Origin of the sequence: Actinomadura sp. WMMA1423 (assembly GCF_006547145.1) — a bacterium.
Lineage (GTDB): Bacteria > Actinomycetota > Actinomycetes > Streptosporangiales > Streptosporangiaceae > Spirillospora.
In genome coordinates this window covers 6,987,429-7,006,749 of sequence record NZ_CP041244.1, presented here as the reverse complement: position 1 = coordinate 7,006,749, position 19,321 = coordinate 6,987,429, and the positions used below count along the sequence as shown (strand labels likewise).

Here is a 19,321-nt window from a genome sequence, read left to right as displayed (position 1 = left end):
CCCTCAGGGGCGGGCCGCGCCCCGGGGGGCGGACGTCAGGGCCAGCGGTACTCCGCGCCCTCGGACGGGACGTGGTGGGGCAGGTAGCACTTCGTCGTGACGTGCTCGTCCTTGCAGTCGAGGCACAGGTAGGTGCGGTGGCCGCGCAGCCCGCGGCCCCGCCTGTCGCAGGGCGGGCAGACGCACGGCGACCAGCCGACGATGACCCGCCCCGGAGCGAGCCTGTGCCCGGCGGGGCACAGGAACGGGACGTGTTCGGGAGCCTGCACGGCTCGACACCCTACTCGAACAAATGATCGACCAAAAGCGGACCCTCTCCCCCAAAGACCCCGGCGCCGGTCAGTGGTCGCGGGTGGTGGCGAGGTGGGCGAGGGCGCGCGGTTCGGCGGCGGCGCAGGGGGCGGGGTCGGCGGCGTCGAGGTCGGCGAGGGCCTCGGTGAGCAGTTCCTCGGCGTGGGCGGCGGCCCAGGCGCGTCCGCCCGCCGCCTCGACGAGACCGGCGGCGCGCACCACCTCGTCGTCGGTGAGCGGAGTGTCGCGCAGGTAGAGCGCGGCGAGCTCGTCGCCCGCGGCGCTGCCCGAGGTGAGGGCGGCGACGAGGGGCAGCGACTTCTTTCGGCGGTGCAGGTCGGCATGGACGGGCTTGCCGGTGACCGTCGGTTCGCCCCAGATGCCGAGCATGTCGTCGGCGAGCTGGAAGGCGAGCCCGACGCGCTCGCCGAAGGCGCGCAGCCGGGAGACCTGCCCGGCGGTGCCGCCGCCGTACACCGCGCCGAGCGCGCACGAGGCGCCGAGCAGCGCGCCGGTCTTGCCCGCGGCCATGGCCAGGCACTCGTCGAGCGTGACGTCGGCGCGCTCCTCGAACGCCAGGTCGGCGCGCTGGCCCTCGACAAGGTCGAGGACCGCCCGGGAGAGGACTCGGACGCCGCGCGCGACCACCGCCGAGGGCTCCTCGGCGAGGATCTCGTAGGCGGCGGCGAGGAGGGCGTCCCCGGTGAGGATCGCGGCGTTGGCGCCGAACACGGCCCAGGCGGTCGGGCGGTGGCGACGGGTGAGGTCGCCGTCCATCACGTCGTCGTGCATGAGGGAGAAGTTGTGCGCGAGCTCGACCGCCACGGCGGCCGGCAGGGCGGCCTGGACCGTCCCGCCGGCCGCCTCCGCGGCCAGCAGCGTGAGCACGGGCCGGATCGCCTTGCCGCCCGCCCCGGCGGCCGGGCGGCCGCGCTCGTCGCGCCAGCCGAAGTGGAAGCCCGCGGTGGAGCGCGACGCCTCCGGCATGGCCTCGACCACGTGCCGCAGCGCGGGGTCGAGCAGGCGGCGGCCCCAGGCGAGCACCTCCGCCGCGGACCGGGGTCGCTGCCGCGTCCCGGGCCGGTGTTCGCAGCCGATCACGGCCGGGTCGTCTCTCCAGGCGGGCATGGTCGGTGTCCCCTCTCTCCTCAGCGGGCGATCTCGACGTTCTCCAGGACGCCGAGGGCGTCGGGGACCAGCACGGCGGCCGAGTGGTAGGCGCTGACCAGGTAGGTCAGCAGCGCCCTGTCGTCGACGCCGGTGAACCGGACCGTGAGGCCCGGCCGGACCTCGCCCTCCAGCCCGGTGCGTCGCAGGCCGATGACGCCCTCGTCGTCCTCGCCGGTGCGCAGCGCGAGGATCGAACTGGTCCCGGTCGGGGAGATGGGGATCTTGTCGGACGGGAGGATCGGGACGCCGCGCCAGGCGTGCACGCGGCGTCCCTCCACCTCGGCCGGCGCGGGGTACACGCCCCTGCGGGTGCACTCCCGGCCGATCGCGGCGATCGTCTTCGGATGGGCGAGGAAGAACCGGGTCTTGCGGCGCCGCGCGAGCAGCTCGTCCATGTCGGCGGGGGTCGGGGGGCCGCCGAGGGTCTGGATGCGCTGGCGCAGGTCGGCGTTGTGCAGCAGGCCGAAGTCGGGGTTGTTGATCAGTTCGTGCTCCTGGCGCTCCCTGATCTCCTCGATGGTCAGCCTGAGCTGCTGGTCGACCTGGTCCATCGGCTCGCTGTAGAGGTCGGCGACCCGGGAGTGCACGCGCAGGACCGTCTGGGTGACGGCCAGCTCGTACTCGCGGGGCGCGGCCTCGTAGTCGACGAACGTGCCGGGCAGGACGGGCTCGCCGTCGTGCCCGGACGCCACCTCGATCGCCGCCTCGCCGTGCCTGGTCTGCGGCGGGACGGGCGCGGCCCGGTACTCCTCCAGGTGCGCGCGCAGCGGCGCGGACCGGCCGGTCAGCTCGGCGACCGCCGCGCGCGGCAGCGACAGGACGATCACCGGGGTGAGCGCGCGGAACGTGTGCGCCCACTCCCCCGGCTCGCCGAGCAGCGCGTCGGCGCCGAAGAACCGGCCGCCGGCGAGGACGCCGACGCGGCCGCCGGCGTCGTAGGCGCCGGGGGCGCTCTCCTCGACCTTGCCGTGCGCGACGAGGTGCACCGCGTCGAGGGGCCCGCCCGCCTCCGCGATCACCTCGCCGGGCCGGTACTCGCGCTGCTCGAACCGGGCGGCGAGACCGTCCAGGACCGCGGGGTCGGGCAGGCCGCGCAGCGGCGGCAGCTCGGCCAGTTCGGGCGCGACGACGCGGACCGCCGCGCCGTCGTTGACGAACGTGACGAGCCCGTCGCCGAGCCGGTAGGTGAGCCGGCGGTTCACCCGGTAGGCGCCGCCGGCGGCCTCCACCCACGGCAGCTGCGACAGCAGCCACCGCGGGGTCGTGCCCTGCGTCTGCGGGACGGACTTGGTGGTCGTGGCGAGGTTGCGTGCGGCCCCGGTGGACAGGGCCGGCCGTTCCCGCGTCACGCGCCGGCACCGCCGTGCGCGATCTCGACCGACTCCAGCATGCCGAGCGCGTCGGGCACCAGGACGGCCGCCGAGTAGTACGCGCTGACCAGGTAGTTGAGGAGCGCCTTGTCGTCGATGCCCATGTACCGGACCGACAGGCCCGGCTGGTACTCGTCCGGCAGGCCGACCTGGTGCAGGCCGATGACGCCCTGCGCCGCCTCGCCGGTACGCATCAGCAGGATCGAGCTGGTCAGCGTCCGGCTGATCGGGATCTTGTTGCAGGGGAAGATGGGCACGCCGCGCCAGCCCGGGACCTTGTGGCCGCCCACGTCGACGCTGTCGGGGTAGACGCCGCGGGCGCTGCACTCGCGGCCGAACGCGGCGATCGCCTTCGGGTGGGCGAGGAAGAACGCCGGGTCCTTCCAGACGAGGGTGAGCAGCTCGTCCATGTCGTCGGGGGTGGGCGGGCCCGAACGGGTGTGGACGCGCTGCGAGAGGTCGGTGTTGTGCAGCAGCCCGAAGTCGCGGTTGTTGACGATCTCCTGCTCCTGCCGCTCGCGCAGCGCCTCGATGGTCAGCCTGAGCTGCTGCTCGATCTGGTCCATCGGCTGGTTGTAGAGGTCGGCGACGCGGGTGTGGACGCGCAGCACGGTCTGCGCGACGCTCAGCTCGTACTCGCGGGGCGCGGCCTCGTAGTCGACGAACGTGCTGGGCAGGACGGGCTCGCCGTCGTGCCCGGACGCCACCTCGATCTCCGCCTCGCCGTGCGCGTTGTGGGCGCGCGGGGGGCTCGACCGGTACTCGTCCAGGTGCGCCTGGAGGGAGGCGGACTGGCCGAGCGTCTCCTGGAAGTCGGCCCGGCTCATGCTGAGGACGGTGCAGGTGGTGACGGCCTTGACCGTGTGCTCCCAGGTGGGGGGCTCCTCGCCCGCCGGTGTCCCGAGGAGGGCCTGCTCGCCGAAGAAGTCGCCGTCGGCGAGCGTCCCGAGGACCGCGTCGGCACCGTACTCGCCGGCACCGATCTTGCTGAGCTTGCCGTGCGCGACGAGGACGACGCGGTCGACGGGGCGCCCCTGCTCGACGACGACGTCCCCTGGCGCGTACTCCTGCTGGGTGAAGCGCCCCGCGACGGCGTTCAGGGTCACCTCGTCGTCGTAGCCGCGCAGCGGGGCCAGCTCGCCGAGCTCGCGCGGGATGACGCGGATGTCGGCGCCGGTGGTGACGAACGTGACCCGGCCGTCGCCGAGGGTGTAGGTGAGCCGCCGGTTGACGCGGTAGGTGCCGCCGGAGGCCTGCACCCAGGGCAGCAGCTTCAGCAGCCACCGCGACGTGATGCCCTGCATCTGCGGGACGGACTTGGTCGTGGTCGCCAGGTTCCGCGCGGCCTCGGTGCCGAGACTGAGCCGATCGTCCTGTTGCTGCTGTTCCTGGAGCTGCTGTTCCGTCACGTCACACACCACCGATTCGTCGTGGGTCTGCGGGGATGGCGGCCTTTGGCCACCGGTGACGCTACAGACGGTAATGAGACGGTTGCAAGGAGGCATTGACTCCACGTCTGTTTTGCTCTCAGGCCACACAAGTCGCACCCGTGCGCAACCTCCCCGGTAATATGCTTTCTCAGGCATATGCGCAGCTGGTTATGATGTGGGGATGACATCCGCGTTCGCCGTACTCGCCGAGCCGGCCCGCCGCCAGATCCTGGATCTGCTTCTGGAACGTCCGCGCCCGGTGGGCGAGCTCGTCGAGCGACTGGGGCTCACGCAGCCGGGAACGTCCAAGCACCTGCGCGTACTGCGGGACGCGGGCCTCGTCCAGGCGCGCCAGGACGCGCAGCGCCGCGTCTACGAGGTCCGCTTGGAACCCCTCACCGAGGTGGACGCATGGCTGGCCCCCTACAGGCGCGCCTGGGCATCGCGCCTGGACGCCCTCGAAGAGCACCTCGACGCGGCGGAGTGACATGGGACGCCGTCGTTACCGCAGGCTCTTGGTGGGCGCCGACACCTACCGCTGGTCGGTGGGGCACCGCCATGAGAGGGACGAGCAGGGCCTCTCCGGTTGCCGCGAGGTCGTCCTTCTCCGCAAGGAGGGCCGACCGGGCGGCATCCACGTCGTCTTCCGTGGAGGGCCCGGCCGGATCGTCCTGGACGGCGGCCCCTACACCCACACCGGAAGCGTGTGGCGCGCGGAGGACGAGTCCGCGCTCAACCTCAACCGGCCGCGGGTCGTCCGCGCCCTGATCGACGTCATGGTGCTGGAGCGCGGCGAGGACTTCGGGTCCCGCGTCGAGGTCGACGGCTGGACCGTCATGGACGCGGTGCACGCGCGCCTGCGCCCCGCGGAGCGATGAGCAGGCGCTTTCCCCCTCTGCGGAGGTCTCAGGTCCCGCGCGCGCCGGCGCCCACCGGTTCCGGGGCGTTCTCCTCTCCGGCCCGGTCGATCGGCACACCGGCCGTCTCCGGGATCCTGATGATCGGCAGCAGCGCGACCAGCGCGACGATCATCAGGTAGTAGGCCGGGACGGAGTTGGAGCCCGTGGCGTCGATCAGCGAGCCCACGAGCACGGCGGCCGTCCCGCCGAACAGCGACGTCGAGATGTTGTAGCCGATCGCGAAGGCCCCGTAGCGCACCTTGGTCGGGAACATCGCCGGGAACGTCGCGCCGATCACCGCCAGCATCAGCACCAGCAGCCCGCCGATGACCGCGTATCCGACCACGACGCCGGCCGCGTTGTGCGTCTGCATCAGCGCGAACGCCGGCCAGGAGAGCACGAGGAAGCCGACCGCCGCGGCGATCAGCAGCGGCTTGCGGCCGACCCGGTCCGACAGCGCGCCGAGCGGCAGGATCACCGCCATCATCGCCGCCTCCACGCCGATGGTGGTGAGCTGCGACGTGGTGTCGTTCATGTCCAGGAAGTCGACGAGGTAGGACGGCATGAACGTCAGCAGCGTGTAGACGGCGACGTTCAGCAGGACGACGATCCCGATGAGCCTCAGGATGGCGGGCCAGTGGTGCTCCACCGTCTCCTTGAGCGGCGACTGGGCCTTCTTGCCCTCGGCCTCCATGTGCTGGAAGGCCGGGGTGTCCTCGATCCGCGTCCGGACGTAGAGCCCGACGGCGCCGAGCGGCAGCGCGATCAGGAACGGGATGCGCCATCCCCAGCCGTTCATCGCGCTCTCGCTGAGCGCGAGGTCGATCCCCAGCACGAGCCCGGCGCCGAGGATGTAGCCGCCGAGGGTGCCGAACTCCAGGAACGCGCCGTAGAACCCGCGCCGGTGCGTGGGCGCGTACTCGGCGATCATCGTGGCGGCGCCGCCGTACTCGCCGCCCGTCGAGAAGCCCTGGACGAGCCGGACCGCGAGCAGCAGCAGCGGCGCGGCGACCCCGATCGTGGAGTAGCCGGGCAGGACGCCGATCACGAACGTCGAGCCCGACATCAGGATGATGGTGGCGGCCAGCACCCGCTTGCGCCCGAGCCTGTCGCCCAGGGGCCCGAAGAACATGCCGCCGAACGGGCGGGCGAGGAACGCGGCCGCGACGAGCGCGAACGAGCGCAGCGTGGCGCTGCCGCTCGCGTCCTCGGGGAAGAACACCGTGCCGATGATCGCGGTCATCACCCCGGCGCTGAACACACCGAAGTCGAACCACTCGATGCAGTTGCCCATCGCCGAGGCGATCACCGCCTTGCGGACGGTGCCCTCGTCGGGCTCGGCGCCCTTCGGCGGGCCGTTGCCCTCGCCTCCGCGTCCCGGATCCGCTCCCTGCCGCGCGTTAGTCGAGTCGTCCACGGCTGGCCTTCTGCCCGAAGATCAGCGGAAGTAACGCCGGAGTGAGACTCCGCTGACGGTGCGACAGAAGGCCCTGGTCAAGCCTTCCGCGACTTGCGCGGGGTGCGGGCGGTGTCCTCGTCGTCGTCCCCGTCGCCGTCCTCGGCGGTCCCGTTCCCGGCGCCGTCTCCGGCGCCGTCTCCAGCGCCGCCGAGGAGGTCGGCCGGCACCGGGGGCAGGACGGTCGTGCGCTGCGGATCGCCGCCCAGCGGATCGCCGGTACCCGGGGCACCGTCCCGCGCGTCGCCGGCGCGTGCGCCGCCGTCCCGCGCGCCGCCGTCCCGCGCGTCGCCGGACCGCCGGGAGGCCTCACCGCTGGCGGGCGGCTCGACGGTGCGCTGCGGATCGTCCGGCGGCAGCTCGTCGGTGCGCTGCGGGTCGCCGTCGAGCAGTTCGTCGAGGGTGGCGGTGACCTGCGGGTCGGCCGGCTCGTCGATCAGGTCGTCCTCGGGGATGGCGACGAACGCCTGGGTCTCCTGCGCCTCCCGCGTGATCACTCCGCTGGCGAGGACGGTGTTGCGGTGCCGCAGCGCGCCGTTCTCGCGGAGCAGGTTGTCGTTGTCGGAGCGGGCGCGGGCGAGGCGGCGGCTCATCCGGACGTGCACGACCAGGCCGCCGGCGGCGGCGCCGAGGACGAACCCGGCGACCGGCAGGCCGACGGCCGGCGGCGCGAGCGTGGCGACCAGCGCGACGACGACCAGCGCGACGACCACCGCGAGCGCGAGCAGGTGCTGCTCCACCCAGTCCAGGACGGCGTTGACGCGCTTGGGGATCCTCACTCGCCTTCTCCTCCACTCGGCTAGGAACGGGGCAACGACCGGGCCCGGGCGCGGTGTTCCAGCGCCGCGGCTCCGCCGTTCCAGGGGACGCCGCCGGGCTCCGCGGCCGGGACGGCTCCGGGCTCGCGCCCTTTGCGCGCCGCCCTGTCGATCGACGGGCTCCCACGGATCGTGACCGGAGGGAGACCTTGCCGAAACCCTAACAGGATGTGACGGCCGCATCCGACCCGCCGCCCCCGCGCGTCGCCCGTGGACCGGTCCCGCGTGCCGCGGCGCGAACGGTACGGCGTACCACGCCGCGCGGCGCCCCGCCTCCGGTGCGCCCGCCGGGATGCGAGCACATGGTCCCGGCGAATATCGTCCTTTGATATGAGCGAACACTTTGACGTCGTGGTCCTGGGCGCGGGCCCGGGTGGATATGTCGCCGCGATCCGGTCGGCACAGCTCGGGCTGAAGACGGCGATCATCGAGGAGAGGTACTGGGGCGGGGTGTGCCTCAACGTCGGCTGCATCCCCTCGAAGGCGCTGCTGCGCAATGCCGAGCTGGCGCACATCTTCACCCAGGAGCGCAAGACGTTCGGGATCAACGTCGAGGGGAGCGTGTCCTTCGACTACGGCGTCGCCTACCAGCGCAGCCGCCAGGTGTCGGACAAGCTCGTCAAGGGCGTCCAGTTCCTGATGAAGAAGAACAAGATCACGTCCTATGACGGGCGCGGCACGTTCACCGACCCGAACACCCTGCAGGTGGCCCGGCAGGACGGGTCGAGCGAGACGGTGACGTTCGACAGCTGCATCATCGCGGCCGGCGCGCACACCAAGCTGCTGCCCGGCACGTCGCTGTCGGAGCGGGTCGTGACCTACGAGGAGCAGATCCTGAGCTCCGAGCTGCCCGGCAGCATCATCATCGCGGGCGCGGGCGCGATCGGCGTGGAGTTCGCCTACGTGCTGCACAACTACGGGGTGAAGGTCACGATCGTCGAGTTCCTCGACCGGATGGTCCCGAACGAGGACGCCGAGGTGTCGAAGGAGCTGGCGAAGCGGTACCGCAAGCTCGGTGTCGACGTCCTCACCTCGACCCGGGTGGACGCGATCGACGACTCGGGCGAGAAGGTCAAGGTCACCGTCACCGGCAAGGACGGCGCGCAGCAGGTCCTGGAGGCCGACAAGGTGCTCCAGGCGATCGGGTTCCAGCCGAACGTCGAGGGCTACGGGCTGGAGAAGACCGGCGTCGCGCTGACCGAGCGCGGCGCGATCGACGTGGACGGCCGCTGCCGCACGTCCGTCCCGCACATCTACGCCATCGGCGACGTCACCGCGAAGCTGATGCTCGCGCACGCGGCCGAGGCGATGGGCATCGTCGCCGCGGAGACCATCGCCGACGCCGAGACGATGGAGCTCGACTACGTGATGATCCCGCGCGCCACCTACTGCCAGCCGCAGGTCGCCTCGTTCGGCTGGACGGAGGCGCAGGCGAAGGAGCAGGGCTTCGACGTCAGGACCGCGAAGTTCCCGTTCAGCGCCAACGGCAAGGCGCTCGGCCTCGGCGAGGGCGAGGGCTTCGTGAAGGTGATCAGCGACGCGAAGTACGGGGAGATCCTCGGCGCGCACATGATCGGCCCCGAGGTGACCGAGCTGCTGCCGGAGCTGACCCTGGCCCAGCAGTGGGACCTCACCGTCAACGAGGTCGCCCGCAACGTCCACGCCCACCCGTCCCTGGGCGAGGCCATGAAGGAGGCCGTGCACGGCCTGGCCGGGCACATGATCAACCTCTGACGCGCGCCGCGCGGCGGCCGCTGCGCGGGAGTGGGCACGAGGCCGCCGCCACGGTTCGTCCGTGGCGGCGGCCTCGCCGCTTTCCCGGGGTCAGGCGACCGGCCAGCGCGTCAGAGCCCTGTAGGCGGGCTGCCACTGCGTCTCGAACGCGGCGCGCGCGGGTTCGGGCAGGGCGGCCAGCGTGGCCGCGACGGTCGCGTCGTCCGCTCCGTCGAGGAGCCAGGGAAGGACGCGCGGCCCGTCGGGGCCCACCTGGCGGCCGTGGACCTGACCGAAGTTCTGGTACTGCTCCAGTGTCAGGGTGGCGTCGAGCAGCGGCAGCGCCTCCTTCTCCTCGTGCGCGAGATGCGCGTTCAAGGCGGTCGCGAGGGCGTCGACGAGTTCGCCGACGGGTTCGGCGCCGGTGTCGATGGCCTCGATGAGGGGGTCGACCGCGGCGTGCTCGGCCTCCATCGCGTCCAGGAGGGCCAGGTCGTCGGCGCGGCCGGCGAGGGCCTCGCGGACGACGGGCCAGAGTGCCTCGTCCTCGGCGGTGTGGTGGGCGTGCAGGGACGTCTTGAACAGATCCCAGCCCGCCGCCGCGGCCAGGAGCCGGCGGGGGTCGTCGTCCTCGCGCGCGGTGACCTTGGCGAGGTGCTCCAGTTCCCTCCTCAGCGCGTCGTGCATGGCGTACATCAGGGTCCAGTCGTGTTCGCTCATCGTTCCTCCTTCACCGCGATGACGGAGCGGCCGGAGGAAAGGTGACCGCCCAGGACGTGGGCGTGGGCAGGACGTGTGGGCGGGCAGGTCGCCCGCGGGCGGGTCAGCGGAGCGGGTCGAACGGGTCCAGCTCGGCGGGACGGCGGCCGGTCGCGATCATCTCCGCGAGCAGGCTCCCGGTCGCCGGGCCGAGCGTGATGCCCCACATGCCGTGGCCGCCCGCGGCGAAGACCCGCGGCGAGCGGGTGGCGCCGATCAGCGGGAGGCCGTCGCGGGTGCAGGGGCGCGACCCGACCCACTCGTCCCGCCTGGCGTCGAGATCGGCGCCGTGCAGCAGCGGGCGGGCGGCCTCGACGATCGCCCTGATCCGGCGCGGGTCGAGCGGCGCCTCGGGACGGCGGAACTCCATCATCCCCGCGACGCGGAGCCGGTCGCCGAGCGGCGTGCAGGCGACCCGCTGCGCGGGGAAGTACACCGGGCCGTCCGGGACGCGCTCCACCGGCACGCTGAAGCTGTAGCCGCGGCCCGCCTGGACGAGCGCGCCGACGCCGAACCGCCGCGCGAGGTCGCCGAGCCACACGCCGCTCGCCAGGACCACCGCGTCGAACGCCTCGAAGTCGCTGCCGCCCGTCCGCACGGCCACGCCGCCCGGCTCGTCGCGGATGTCGGTGACCTCCGCACCCGCGCGGATCTTGCCGCCGCGGTCGCGGACGGAGTCGGCGAGGGCGTGCACGAACACGCCGGGGTTGATGAAGCGCTGGCCGCGCAGCAGGATCGCGGCGCCGATCTCGCCGGACAGCGCGGGCTCCACCCGGCGCGCCTCGTCGCCGGTCAGGACCTCGTACTCCAGCTCCTGCCCGGCCGCGCGGATGTGCTCGATCTCCTCCAGCAGGACGCGGCGCTCGCCCTCCGTCCGGTAGGCCGCGAGGAAGGACCCGGCCTCGTCCGTCCGCGCGCGGACGCCGCCGTCCAGCAGGGCGTCGAAGCTCGGCAGCGCCCTGCCGTTGATCGGCACCAGCGCCTCCATCGCGCGCCGCCACCGGGCCGCCGTGCTGTTGCGGGCGAACCCTGCGAGGAACCGCAGCAGGCGCGGGTTCGCGCTCGGCGGGACGTAGACCGGCGACGACGGGCTGAGCACCGCCCGGACGCCGTAGGAGAGGACGGCCGGTTCGGGGAGCGGCGTCGCCAGGCCGGGGGTCAGCCACCCGGCATTGCCCCAGGACGCCCCAGCCGCGACGTCCCGCTTGTCGAACACGGTGACGTCGGCACCGCGCTCCTGCAGGAACCATGCGGCGGACAGCCCGACCATGCCGGCGCCCACGACGGCGACTCGGCGCGGCGCTGCGTCGAGAGCCATGGCCTCTCCTCTCCTCGTGAAACACGTCACTTCGATGGTGATACGTCCGCGAGGCGAGACCCCTGTCGCATTCGGCCAATCCGAACGAGCACCGTGATGCGAAGCGCACAATGAACGGAAGGGAAGGAGAGCGGATGATCAGCGTGACCGGCCTGGTCGACGCGCTGGGCCCGGGTCTGCTGCGCGTCGTCGCGCCCGGCCGGGACGCGCAGGTGCACGACGTCGTCCTGGCCGAACCGGGCGAGGCGGCCGGACGGCCGGGCGAGATCGTCCTCGGCGCGGGCGTGACCGATCCCGCCGGCGCCGTCGCGCTCCTGGAACGCGCCGACGCGGCCGGGGCGAGCGGCGTCGTGCTGAAATCGCCTGTCGGCGGGGCCGCCGCCGTGACCGCCGCCGCGCGCCGCCTGGCCCCGGCGCTCGTCGAACTCCAGCGGGACGCGTCCTGGACGCACGTCGTCTGGCTGGCGCGCGGCGCCATCGACCGCGCGGCCGCGCCGTTCCCCGGCCCGTCCGGACCGCGGGACGACCTGTTCGCCCTGGCCGACACGGCGGCGGAGATCGCCGACGCCCCGGTGACGCTGGAGGACGCGCGCTCCCGCGTCCTCGCCTACTCGGGCCGCCAGGACAGCACCGACCCGGCCCGCGTCTCCACGATCGTCGGCCGGCGCGTCCCGCCGCAGGTCATCGCGCACCTGCGGGCCTCCGGCGTGTTCCGCAAGCTGGCCAGGTCGAGCGACCCGGTCCTCGTCCCCGGGGGACCGGACGGCATGCTGCCCCGCCTCGTCATCCCGGTCCGCGCCGGCGGCGAATGGCTCGGCTCGATCTGGGTGGTGGCGCGCACACCGATCCCGCCGGACCGCGTCCTGCGCCTGGCCGACCTGGCGTCCGTCCTGGCCCTGCACCTGCTCCGCCTCCGGGCCGAGGCCGGAGTCGCGCGCCGCGTCTCGGCCGACCAGCTGCGCGCCGCGCTCCAGGACGGCTCCCAGCCCGTCCCGGCGCCCCCGCCCTGGCGCGTCGTCGCCCTCGGAAACCGGGCCGAACCCGAGGACGTCCGCCAGCGCCTCGACCTCTGGGACGCCATGACCCGCCGCTACGGCTGGCACCGCCCGCTGCTCACCGACCTGGCCGGCACGGTCTTCGCGGTGGTGACGGACCCGGGCCGCGACACCACCGAATCCGGCACGATGCCGTGGCTGCGCGACGTCCTCACCCGCGCCCGCGCACACGACCGCACCCTCTACGCGGCGGCGGGCGGCCCAGCCGACTCCCCCACCGGCCTCCCCCGCTCCCGCTCCGAGGCCGCCGAACTCGCCGCACTGGTCGCATCCGGCCACCTCGCCCCTGGAACGACCCTCTTGGAGGACGTCTGGGACGCCGTAGTGGTCGAACGAGCCAGAAAGGCCGTGGGCGCCGACCTCCTGGGCGGCCCCCTACCGGCCCTCCGCGCCCACGACGAGAAGCACGGGACCTCCTACCTCCAGACCCTCGCCGCCTGGCTGGACCACTACGGCGACCCCAAGGGAACGGCCCAGTCCCTGGACGTCCACCCCAACACCCTCCGCCACCGCCTACGCCGCATGGCGGAGACAACCCCCGTAGACCTCTCAACCCCCCAGAGGCGCCTAGCCCTCCGCCTCCAACTGACCACCCTCGAATAACCCGTGGGTCAGCGGGAGCCGTGGCACAGGACCTGTCTGGCCCTGCCCCGTGCCCGCACCGCCCCGCGCACCGACGACCCCGCGCTCACCACCCCGGCGTGAACGCCCGGCACCGGTCGCCAACGCGCAACGAATCGCGTGTTCGAGGGCTCAAGACGCAACGAAACGCCAGGTCGGAGCAAGGCTCGCGCATTGGATTGCGCGCGTTTCGTTCTTAGGCTTTCGCTAGTCGATCCCTTCGGATGTCCCTGGAGAACACCCATGACCGTGATGCCGGCGATGGAGCCGACCGCCGTCCGCACCGCGCTGCGGCGGCACTACCTGATGTGCCGTCCGGAGCACTTCGCCGTCACGTACGCGATCAACCCGTGGATGGACCCGGCGGCCGGCGCCGAGGCGGCGAAGGCCGTGGCGCAGTGGGAGGAGCTGCGGGCGGCGTACCTCGCGCTCGGGCACGAGGTGAGCCTCATCGACCCCATCGAGGGGCTGCCCGACATGGTGTTCGCGGCCAACGGCGCGCTGGTGGTCGGCGGACGGGTCTACGGGGCGAAGTTCACGCACCCGGAGCGGTACGCCGAGGGGCCCGCGTACGCGAAGTGGATGCTGGAGAACGGCTTCTCCGACCTGCTCGAGCCGGAGCACACCAACGAGGGCGAGGGCGACTTCCTCACGCTGGACCACGTCATCCTGGCCGGGACGGGGTTCCGGACGGACATCGCCGCGCACCAGGAGGCGCAGGAGTTCCTCGGCCGCCCGGTGGTGACGCTCCGCCTCGTCGACCCGCGCTTCTACCACCTGGACACCGCGCTGTTCCCCCTCGGCGGCGACAACGTGGCCTACTACCCCGGCGCGTTCTCCCCCGGCAGCCGGGCCGTCCTGGAGCGGCTGTTCCCGGACGCCGTCCTCGCGAGCGAGGCGGACGCGGCGGTGCTCGGGCTCAACGCCGTGTGCGACGGGCACAACGTCGTCATCAACGCCGAGGCGGTCGAGCTGATCGGCACGCTGCGGGGCCACGGGTACGAGCCGCTCCCGGTCGACCTGTCCGAGCTGCGCAAGGCGGGCGGCGGACCGAAGTGCTGCACGCTGGAGCTCCGCTCCTGAGCCCTGGTACGGGGCCGGTCACCGCGCTTCAGCGGAAGCCCAGCTGTCCTGGATGGCGCCGATGGCGCTGCGTATCGCGGGGATCTGCTCGGCTTCGCGGTGGTGGACGAGATACAGGGTGCGGGGTCGCAGCCGTGTCGCCGTGCAGACGGCGACACCGGAGTCCTGGTAGGCGTCGAGCGCGAGCCGCGGCAGCAGGCCGATGCCCAGGCCGCGCGCGATCAAAGCCTGGGTGACCACGTAGTCGTCGGTCCCGTGCCATATCCCTGGAACGAAACCGGCGTCCTGGCATGTCCGCCGCAGGTTCGCGGTGCAGCGCGCACAGCCCGCGATCCACCGGTCGTCGGCGAGCAGGCGCAGGTCCACGGGCTCGTCCGGCGAAAGGGCGAGCGGATGGCCGCGCGGCAGGACCAGATGGACCGCGTCCTCACCGACCGGCACGTGGACGAGCCCAGGGTGGTCGGACGGCGGCTCCCCGCCGTGGGTGAACGTCACGGCCAGATCGATCTCGCCGGCACCGATCAGGTCGATGGCCTCGGGGGGCTCGGCCCCGCGAAGCCGTATGTCGATGCCCGGGTGCCGCCGGCTCAGCAGGCTCATCGCGGCCGGGACGAGGGTGGCGCTGGCGGAGGGGAAGGCGGCCAGCCGGACCGACCCCTGGTGCAGGTGCGAAAGGGCATGGAGGTCCTCGGTGGCGGCCTGGAGCCGCGCGGCGATGGCGTCGGCATGGCGCAGCAGCACCTCACCCGCCTCGGTCAGCTGGATCCCGCGCGGGCGGCGGACGACGAGCGCCATGCCGGCCTGACGCTCCAGCCGGCGTAGGTGCTGGCTGACCGCCGGCTGGGTCCACCCGAGCTCCCGGGCGGCACCCGCGATCGACCCCGCACGCGCGATCTGACGCAGGATGAGGAGGCGCTGGACGTCCACACCTCAAAGTACTGCTTGGGGGTTCTCCAAGTAAGCCAGGTCTACCTATGACCGGTCGCGCCGCGCCACGATGGCCGGGTGACACGAACCATCGGGCTGATCGGCGGCATGAGCTGGGAGTCCTCCGCCGAGTACTACCGGCTCCTCAACGAGGAGGTCCGCCGGCGCCTCGGCGGCCACCACTGCGCGCCGAGCCTGCTGCTGACCGTGGATTTCGCCGAGATCGAGGCCATGCAGCGTGCCGGTGACTGGGCGGGCGCCGGACGGCGGCTGGCCCGGGCGGCCAGGACCCTCGAGACCGGGGGCGCGCAGATGGTGCTGCTCTGCACCAACACCATGCACAAGGTCGCGGATGTCATCGAAGCCGATATCGGCGTCCCGTTCGTCCATATCGTCGACGCGACCGCGGCGCGGATCGTCGAGGCCGGCCACAGGACCGTGGGACTGCTCGCCACGCGCTTCACCATGGAGATGGACTTCTACCGCTCCCGGATGCGGCAGCACGGCGTTCGGCTCGTCGTCCCGGAGGAACCCGATCGCGCGCTGGTGCACGACGTCATCTATCAGGAACTGACCCAGAGTCGTATCGAGGACTCTTCGCGCAGGCAGTACCAGAGGATCATCGCCGACCTCGCCGAGCGGGGCGCCGAGGCCGTCATCCTCGGCTGCACCGAGATCACCCTGCTGATCGGCGCCGATGACAGCCCCATTCCGGTCTTCGACTCCACCAGGATCCATGTCGAGCACGCCGTGGATCTGGCCTTGGGCTGAGGGCACCGGAGAATCCAGTCCACCACGACGAAGGGCCCTGACACCACCATGTCGCGCGCACGCTCGTTCATCCAGGCCGACGTGTTCTCCGCAAGCCCCTACCTCGGCAACCCGGTCGCCGTCGTCCTCGACGGCACGGATCTGACCGACGAGGAGATGCGGCGCCTGGCGCGCTGGACGAACCTGTCCGAGACCACGTTCGTCCTGCCGCCCGCCGACCCGGAGGCGGACTACCGGCTGCGGATCTTCACCCCTGGAGGCGAACTCCCGTTCGCCGGCCACCCCACCCTCGGCTCCGCCCGCGCGTGGCTGGACACCGGCGGCAGGCCGCGGCACGCCGACCACCTCGTGCAGGAATGCGCCGCCGGCCTGGTCACCGTACGCATCGGCGACGGCGTCCTGTCCTTCGCCGCCCCGCCGGTCGTCCGCGGCGGCGCGCTCGACGACGAGTACCTCGACCGGATCATCGCCGCGTTCGGCATCGGGCGCGACCGAGTCCTCGCGCACCAGTGGGTGGACAACGGCCCCGGGTGGGCCGTGGTCCAACTGCCCACGGCGGAGGAGGTCCTCGCCCTCGACCCCGAGCTGTCTCTCATCCCGGACGCGATGGTCGGCGCGATCGGGGCGTGCCCCGAAGGATCCGAGCACGCCTTCGAGATGCGCACCTTCGCCCCCGGAGCCGGTGTCGCCGAGGACCCCGTGTGCGGGAGCATGAACGCCTCGGTCGGGCAGTGGCTCATCGCCACCGGCATCGCGCCCTCCGCCTACCGGGTCCACCAGGGCACGCGCCTGGACCGGGACGGAACCCTCCACATCACCGCCGATGCGAACGGCACTGTGTGGGTGGGCGGCGCCGCCACCAGCCACATCCGCGGCACCATAACTCTCTGACGGCCCGCAACAAGCTGAACGGGCCCCGGAGCCCGCCCTGGTAGGCGACCCGGCTCACCGCCCGTGGCCGGTCGCGGATTCCAGGAGGGCGGTCGCCGCCGTGCGCGCGTCCTGCCCCGCGGCACCGGAGTCGTCGACCAGGCCGCGGGCCTTGACGCCGTCGTACAGCACGAGGAGCTGCCGGGCCAGAGCGTCCGGGTGCCGCGCGCCCGCCTCGGCGGCCAAGCGCTCGAACAGCGTGAGCATGCGCTCGTCGTGCGTGGCCAGTGCACGGTGGGAGGGGTGCCCGGCGGAGAGGAACGCAGCTGCGCTGTTCACCAGGATGCAGCCGTGGTAGGCCGGGTCGGGCAGGCCCGCCGTCAGCAGGTCGAACGGTGCCAGCAGCCGGGACAGCGGGTCGCCGGCGCGCAAGTCGAGTTCGGTCTCCAGCTCCGCGAACCACTCGTCGCACGCCGCGACCAGCACGGCGTCGACGAGGTCGTCCTTGGACCTGAAGTGCGCGTACACGGTCGGCTTGGCGACGCCGGCGCGTTCGGTGACGGCGTCGATCGAGACGCTGTGGCCCTCGGCGTAGAACAACTCGCGTGCGGAGGCGGCCGCCCTGAACTTCGGCGAGATCGCCTTCGCCGCGCGGCAGCTGCGTCCGGGCGCCGTGTTCGGCAAGGACGCCGCGGGGGTCGTGGTGCAGGCCGCGGCCGACGGCTCGGGACCGCCTGCGGGGACGCGCGTCACCTCCTGCGCCGGGACGGGAGGATGGGCCGCCCTGCGCGCCGTCGACACCACCGACCTGGCGGTCGTCCCGGACGGCGTCGACCTCGGCGCGGCCAGTGCCCTGCCCGCGGCGGGAGTCACCGCCCTGCAGGCCGTGCGCCGGCTGGGGCCGGTACTCGGCCGCAGGGTGCTGGTGACCGGCGCGTCGGGAGGGGTGGGGCGCTTCGCCGTGCAACTGCTGGCACGGGCCGGCGCGCATGTGGTCGCCGCGGTCGGGCGCCCCGAGCGGGCCGAGGGGCTGAGCGCGCTCGGAGCCGCCGAGATCCTGGTCGGGTCGCAGAGGCCGGGCGCCCCCGTGTTCGGTGTGCTCGACAACGTCGGCGGGGCGCTGCTCGCCGAATGCTTCGAGCGGCTGGAGGACGGCGGTCTCGTCCTGTCGATCGGATGGGCGTCCCGCGAACCGACCGTCATCGACTTCGAGGAGATGCGCATGAAGGGCGGCGTCAGAAGCCTTGAGCCCTTCGCCGTGGCCGCCCCCTTCGGTCCCGGTATCGGCTACCTGCTCCAACTCCTCGACCGGGGCGGACTCGACCCGCAGATCGGCTGGCGCGGCCCCTGGGAGCGCGTGGGCGAGGCGGTCGATGCTCTTCTGGGACGTCGCGTTCCAGGCAAGGCCGTACTCGACCTCACTGCCTGACCAGCCGCTGCTCGCCGGGGGCGCCCCGCCCTTGCTCAGCCGGCGGGCGGAGCGAGGGCGAGGTGGCGGCGGGCCAGGGCGCGGGTGCGCAGGACGCCCGCCACACCGATCGCCCAGATGCCGATCTGGACGGTCCAGGCCGCCCGGAACGCTCCAGGCGTGAACTCGCCCCCGGGCGACAGGGCGTCCAGGACGAGGCCGATCAGCAGGATCGTGACGAGCGAGGCGACGAAGCCGCCGACGTTGACGATGCCGGTCGCGGTGCCCTGCCGTCCGGGCGGGTTGAACGTCCGGGCGTAGTCGAAGCCGATCATCGAGCCGGGACCGCCGGGCGCGACGCACAGCACGAGGACGACCAGCAGCCAGGACGGGGCGGGCGGCGGCACGGCGAGCACGGCCGCCCACGCCGACGCGTTGAGCGCCACGATGCCGAGGACGAGCCACGAGCGGCGCAGCGGGTAGCGCGCGACGAGCCGTCCGATGAACGGCCCGGACACGACGTTGACCAGCACGAACAGCGTCAGCAGCGTCGAGGCGGTCGCGGGCCGCACGCCCTGCCCGGACACCAGGTACGGGTAGCCCCACATCAGCGCGAAGGTGTTGGACGAGAACTGCGTGACGAAGTGCGACCAGAGCCCGAGGCGCGTGCCGGGGTGCCGGAACGCCTCGGCCAGGTTGGTGCCCGTCTCGCGCAGGGACGGGACGTTCGCGCGGCCCGGTCCGTCCCGCAGCACGGCGACGGCGAGCACCGCCATGAGGACGCCGAGCGCGGCGGCGGACCCGAACGCGGTGCCCCAGCCGGGACCGTGCAGCAGGGCGACCAGGGGGATCGCGCTGAGCACCTGGCCGAGCTGTCCGAGCTGGCCGGTGAGCTGCGTCACGACCGGGACGTAGCGTCCGGGGAACCAGGCGGCGACGATGCCGAGGACGCTGATGAACGTCATGGCGTCGCCCGCGCCGACCATCACGCGGGCGGCGACGGCCGTCCCGACGCCGGTGGAGACCGCCATGAGCCCCTGGCCGCCGGCCATGAGCAGCGCGCCGCCCGCGACCATCCAGCGCGGGCCGACGCGGTCGAGCAGCAGCCCGACGGGGATCTGCAGCCCCGCGTAGACGAGCAGTTGCAGGACGGCGAAGGACGCGAGGATCCCGGCGGACGCGTCGAACCGGTGCACGGCGTCCAGCCCGGCGACGCCGAACGATGTGCGGTGCAGGACCGCCACGGCGTAGGCGAGGACGCCGACGCTCCACAGGACCCACGCGACGGGGGCGGGCTTCTGGCGGGCAGGGGCTTTCTGGGGGGTTTGGGCGGTCTGCACGGATAACAAATTTATGTCACGA

Annotated in this window: 19 protein-coding genes; 8 read left to right on the top strand and 11 right to left on the bottom strand. The window is 73.0% G+C overall.

What is annotated here, in order from left to right; genetic code table 11:
* Nucleotides 1-35: 35 nt before the first annotated feature.
* The 4 genes from FKD65_RS32555 to FKD65_RS32540 all read right to left on the bottom strand — a co-directional run bounded on the left by FKD65_RS32555 (nt 36) and on the right by FKD65_RS32540 (nt 4,240).
* A complete protein-coding gene (locus tag FKD65_RS32555) occupies nt 36-269 on the bottom strand; it encodes a hypothetical protein (protein ID WP_141582045.1) in 234 nt (77 codons plus the stop codon).
* A gap of 70 nt (nt 270-339) precedes the next feature.
* Nucleotides 340-1,419 carry a family 2 encapsulin nanocompartment cargo protein polyprenyl transferase gene (locus FKD65_RS32550; protein ID WP_141582043.1) on the bottom strand — a complete coding sequence of 360 codons (1,080 nt, stop codon included), beginning with the start codon at nt 1,417-1,419 and terminating at the stop codon, nt 340-342.
* 20 nt (nt 1,420-1,439) lie between these two features.
* Nucleotides 1,440-2,810 (bottom strand): family 2B encapsulin nanocompartment shell protein, encoded by a 1,371-nt coding sequence (locus FKD65_RS32545; protein WP_141582041.1) that lies wholly within the window; start codon nt 2,808-2,810, stop codon nt 1,440-1,442.
* Nucleotides 2,807-4,240: a family 2B encapsulin nanocompartment shell protein gene (locus tag FKD65_RS32540; protein ID WP_240809707.1), complete on the bottom strand. Its 1,434-nt coding sequence runs from the start codon at nt 4,238-4,240 to the stop codon at nt 2,807-2,809. The genes FKD65_RS32545 and FKD65_RS32540 overlap by 4 nt, the downstream gene beginning before the upstream one ends.
* 202 nt (nt 4,241-4,442) lie before the next feature.
* On the opposite strand from FKD65_RS32540, the gene FKD65_RS32535 reads away from it, so the two are divergent.
* Together FKD65_RS32535 and FKD65_RS32530 are read left to right on the top strand one after the other, a co-directional pair.
* Nucleotides 4,443-4,748 carry a helix-turn-helix transcriptional regulator gene (locus FKD65_RS32535; RefSeq protein ID WP_141582036.1) on the top strand — a complete coding sequence of 102 codons (306 nt, stop codon included), beginning with the start codon at nt 4,443-4,445 and terminating at the stop codon, nt 4,746-4,748.
* 1 nt (nt 4,749) lies between these two features.
* Nucleotides 4,750-5,139 (top strand): hypothetical protein, encoded by a 390-nt coding sequence (locus FKD65_RS32530; protein WP_141582034.1) that lies wholly within the window; start codon nt 4,750-4,752, stop codon nt 5,137-5,139.
* A gap of 28 nt (nt 5,140-5,167) precedes the next feature.
* Here FKD65_RS32530 and FKD65_RS32525 read toward each other — a convergent pair whose 3' ends face one another.
* Together FKD65_RS32525 and FKD65_RS32520 are read right to left on the bottom strand one after the other, a co-directional pair.
* Nucleotides 5,168-6,577: an MFS transporter gene (locus tag FKD65_RS32525; protein WP_240809706.1), complete on the bottom strand. Its 1,410-nt coding sequence runs from the start codon at nt 6,575-6,577 to the stop codon at nt 5,168-5,170.
* Nucleotides 6,578-6,654: 77 nt separating this feature from the next.
* Complete coding sequence (locus FKD65_RS32520) at nt 6,655-7,395, bottom strand: hypothetical protein (protein ID WP_141582032.1); 741 nt, start codon at nt 7,393-7,395, stop codon at nt 6,655-6,657.
* A gap of 369 nt (nt 7,396-7,764) precedes the next feature.
* On the opposite strand from FKD65_RS32520, the gene lpdA reads away from it, so the two are divergent.
* Complete coding sequence (lpdA, locus tag FKD65_RS32515) at nt 7,765-9,168, top strand: dihydrolipoyl dehydrogenase (RefSeq protein ID WP_141582030.1); 1,404 nt, start codon at nt 7,765-7,767, stop codon at nt 9,166-9,168.
* Nucleotides 9,169-9,258: 90 nt separating this feature from the next.
* On the opposite strand, the gene FKD65_RS32510 is transcribed toward lpdA, so the two are convergent.
* Both FKD65_RS32510 and FKD65_RS32505 read right to left on the bottom strand, forming a co-directional pair.
* Nucleotides 9,259-9,867, bottom strand: a complete 609-nt coding sequence (locus FKD65_RS32510; RefSeq protein WP_141582028.1) for a hemerythrin domain-containing protein — start codon at nt 9,865-9,867, stop codon at nt 9,259-9,261.
* Nucleotides 9,868-9,970: 103 nt separating this feature from the next.
* The gene (locus FKD65_RS32505) at nt 9,971-11,254 is read right to left on the bottom strand and encodes an NAD(P)/FAD-dependent oxidoreductase (RefSeq protein WP_368367151.1); all 1,284 of its coding nucleotides are present in this window, start codon (nt 11,252-11,254) and stop codon (nt 9,971-9,973) included.
* A 104-nt stretch (nt 11,255-11,358) separates the two neighbouring features.
* Here FKD65_RS32505 and FKD65_RS32500 point away from each other — a divergent pair, with 104 nt between their 5' ends.
* On the top strand, nt 11,359-12,882 hold the full coding sequence (locus FKD65_RS32500; RefSeq protein WP_141582024.1) for a CdaR family transcriptional regulator: 1,524 nt from the start codon (nt 11,359-11,361) through the stop codon (nt 12,880-12,882).
* A 261-nt stretch (nt 12,883-13,143) separates the two neighbouring features.
* Nucleotides 13,144-13,983: a dimethylargininase gene (gene ddaH, locus FKD65_RS32495; RefSeq protein ID WP_141582022.1), complete on the top strand. Its 840-nt coding sequence runs from the start codon at nt 13,144-13,146 to the stop codon at nt 13,981-13,983.
* A gap of 18 nt (nt 13,984-14,001) precedes the next feature.
* On the opposite strand, the gene FKD65_RS32490 is transcribed toward ddaH, so the two are convergent.
* Nucleotides 14,002-14,910 (bottom strand): LysR family transcriptional regulator, encoded by a 909-nt coding sequence (locus FKD65_RS32490; RefSeq protein WP_141582019.1) that lies wholly within the window; start codon nt 14,908-14,910, stop codon nt 14,002-14,004.
* Nucleotides 14,911-14,988: 78 nt separating this feature from the next.
* Between FKD65_RS32490 and FKD65_RS32485 the strand changes: the two genes are divergently transcribed.
* Complete coding sequence (locus FKD65_RS32485) at nt 14,989-15,681, top strand: aspartate/glutamate racemase family protein (protein WP_240809705.1); 693 nt, start codon at nt 14,989-14,991, stop codon at nt 15,679-15,681.
* A gap of 48 nt (nt 15,682-15,729) precedes the next feature.
* A complete protein-coding gene (locus FKD65_RS32480) occupies nt 15,730-16,572 on the top strand; it encodes a PhzF family phenazine biosynthesis protein (RefSeq protein WP_141582017.1) in 843 nt (280 codons plus the stop codon).
* 54 nt (nt 16,573-16,626) lie between these two features.
* Here the strand turns inward: FKD65_RS32480 and FKD65_RS32475 are convergent, their stop codons facing one another.
* Complete coding sequence (locus FKD65_RS32475; protein ID WP_141582015.1) at nt 16,627-17,235, bottom strand: TetR/AcrR family transcriptional regulator; 609 nt, start codon at nt 17,233-17,235, stop codon at nt 16,627-16,629.
* Here FKD65_RS32475 and FKD65_RS32470 point away from each other — a divergent pair.
* Entirely contained in the window at nt 17,225-17,980 is a 756-nt protein-coding gene (locus FKD65_RS32470) for a zinc-binding dehydrogenase (protein ID WP_205718309.1), read from the top strand. The two genes, FKD65_RS32475 and FKD65_RS32470, sit on opposite strands and share 11 nt — an antisense overlap.
* A gap of 35 nt (nt 17,981-18,015) precedes the next feature.
* Here FKD65_RS32470 and FKD65_RS32465 read toward each other — a convergent pair whose 3' ends face one another.
* On the bottom strand, nt 18,016-19,299 hold the full coding sequence (locus tag FKD65_RS32465; RefSeq protein ID WP_240809704.1) for a nitrate/nitrite transporter: 1,284 nt from the start codon (nt 19,297-19,299) through the stop codon (nt 18,016-18,018).
* Between the last annotated feature and the right edge of the window lie 22 nt (nt 19,300-19,321).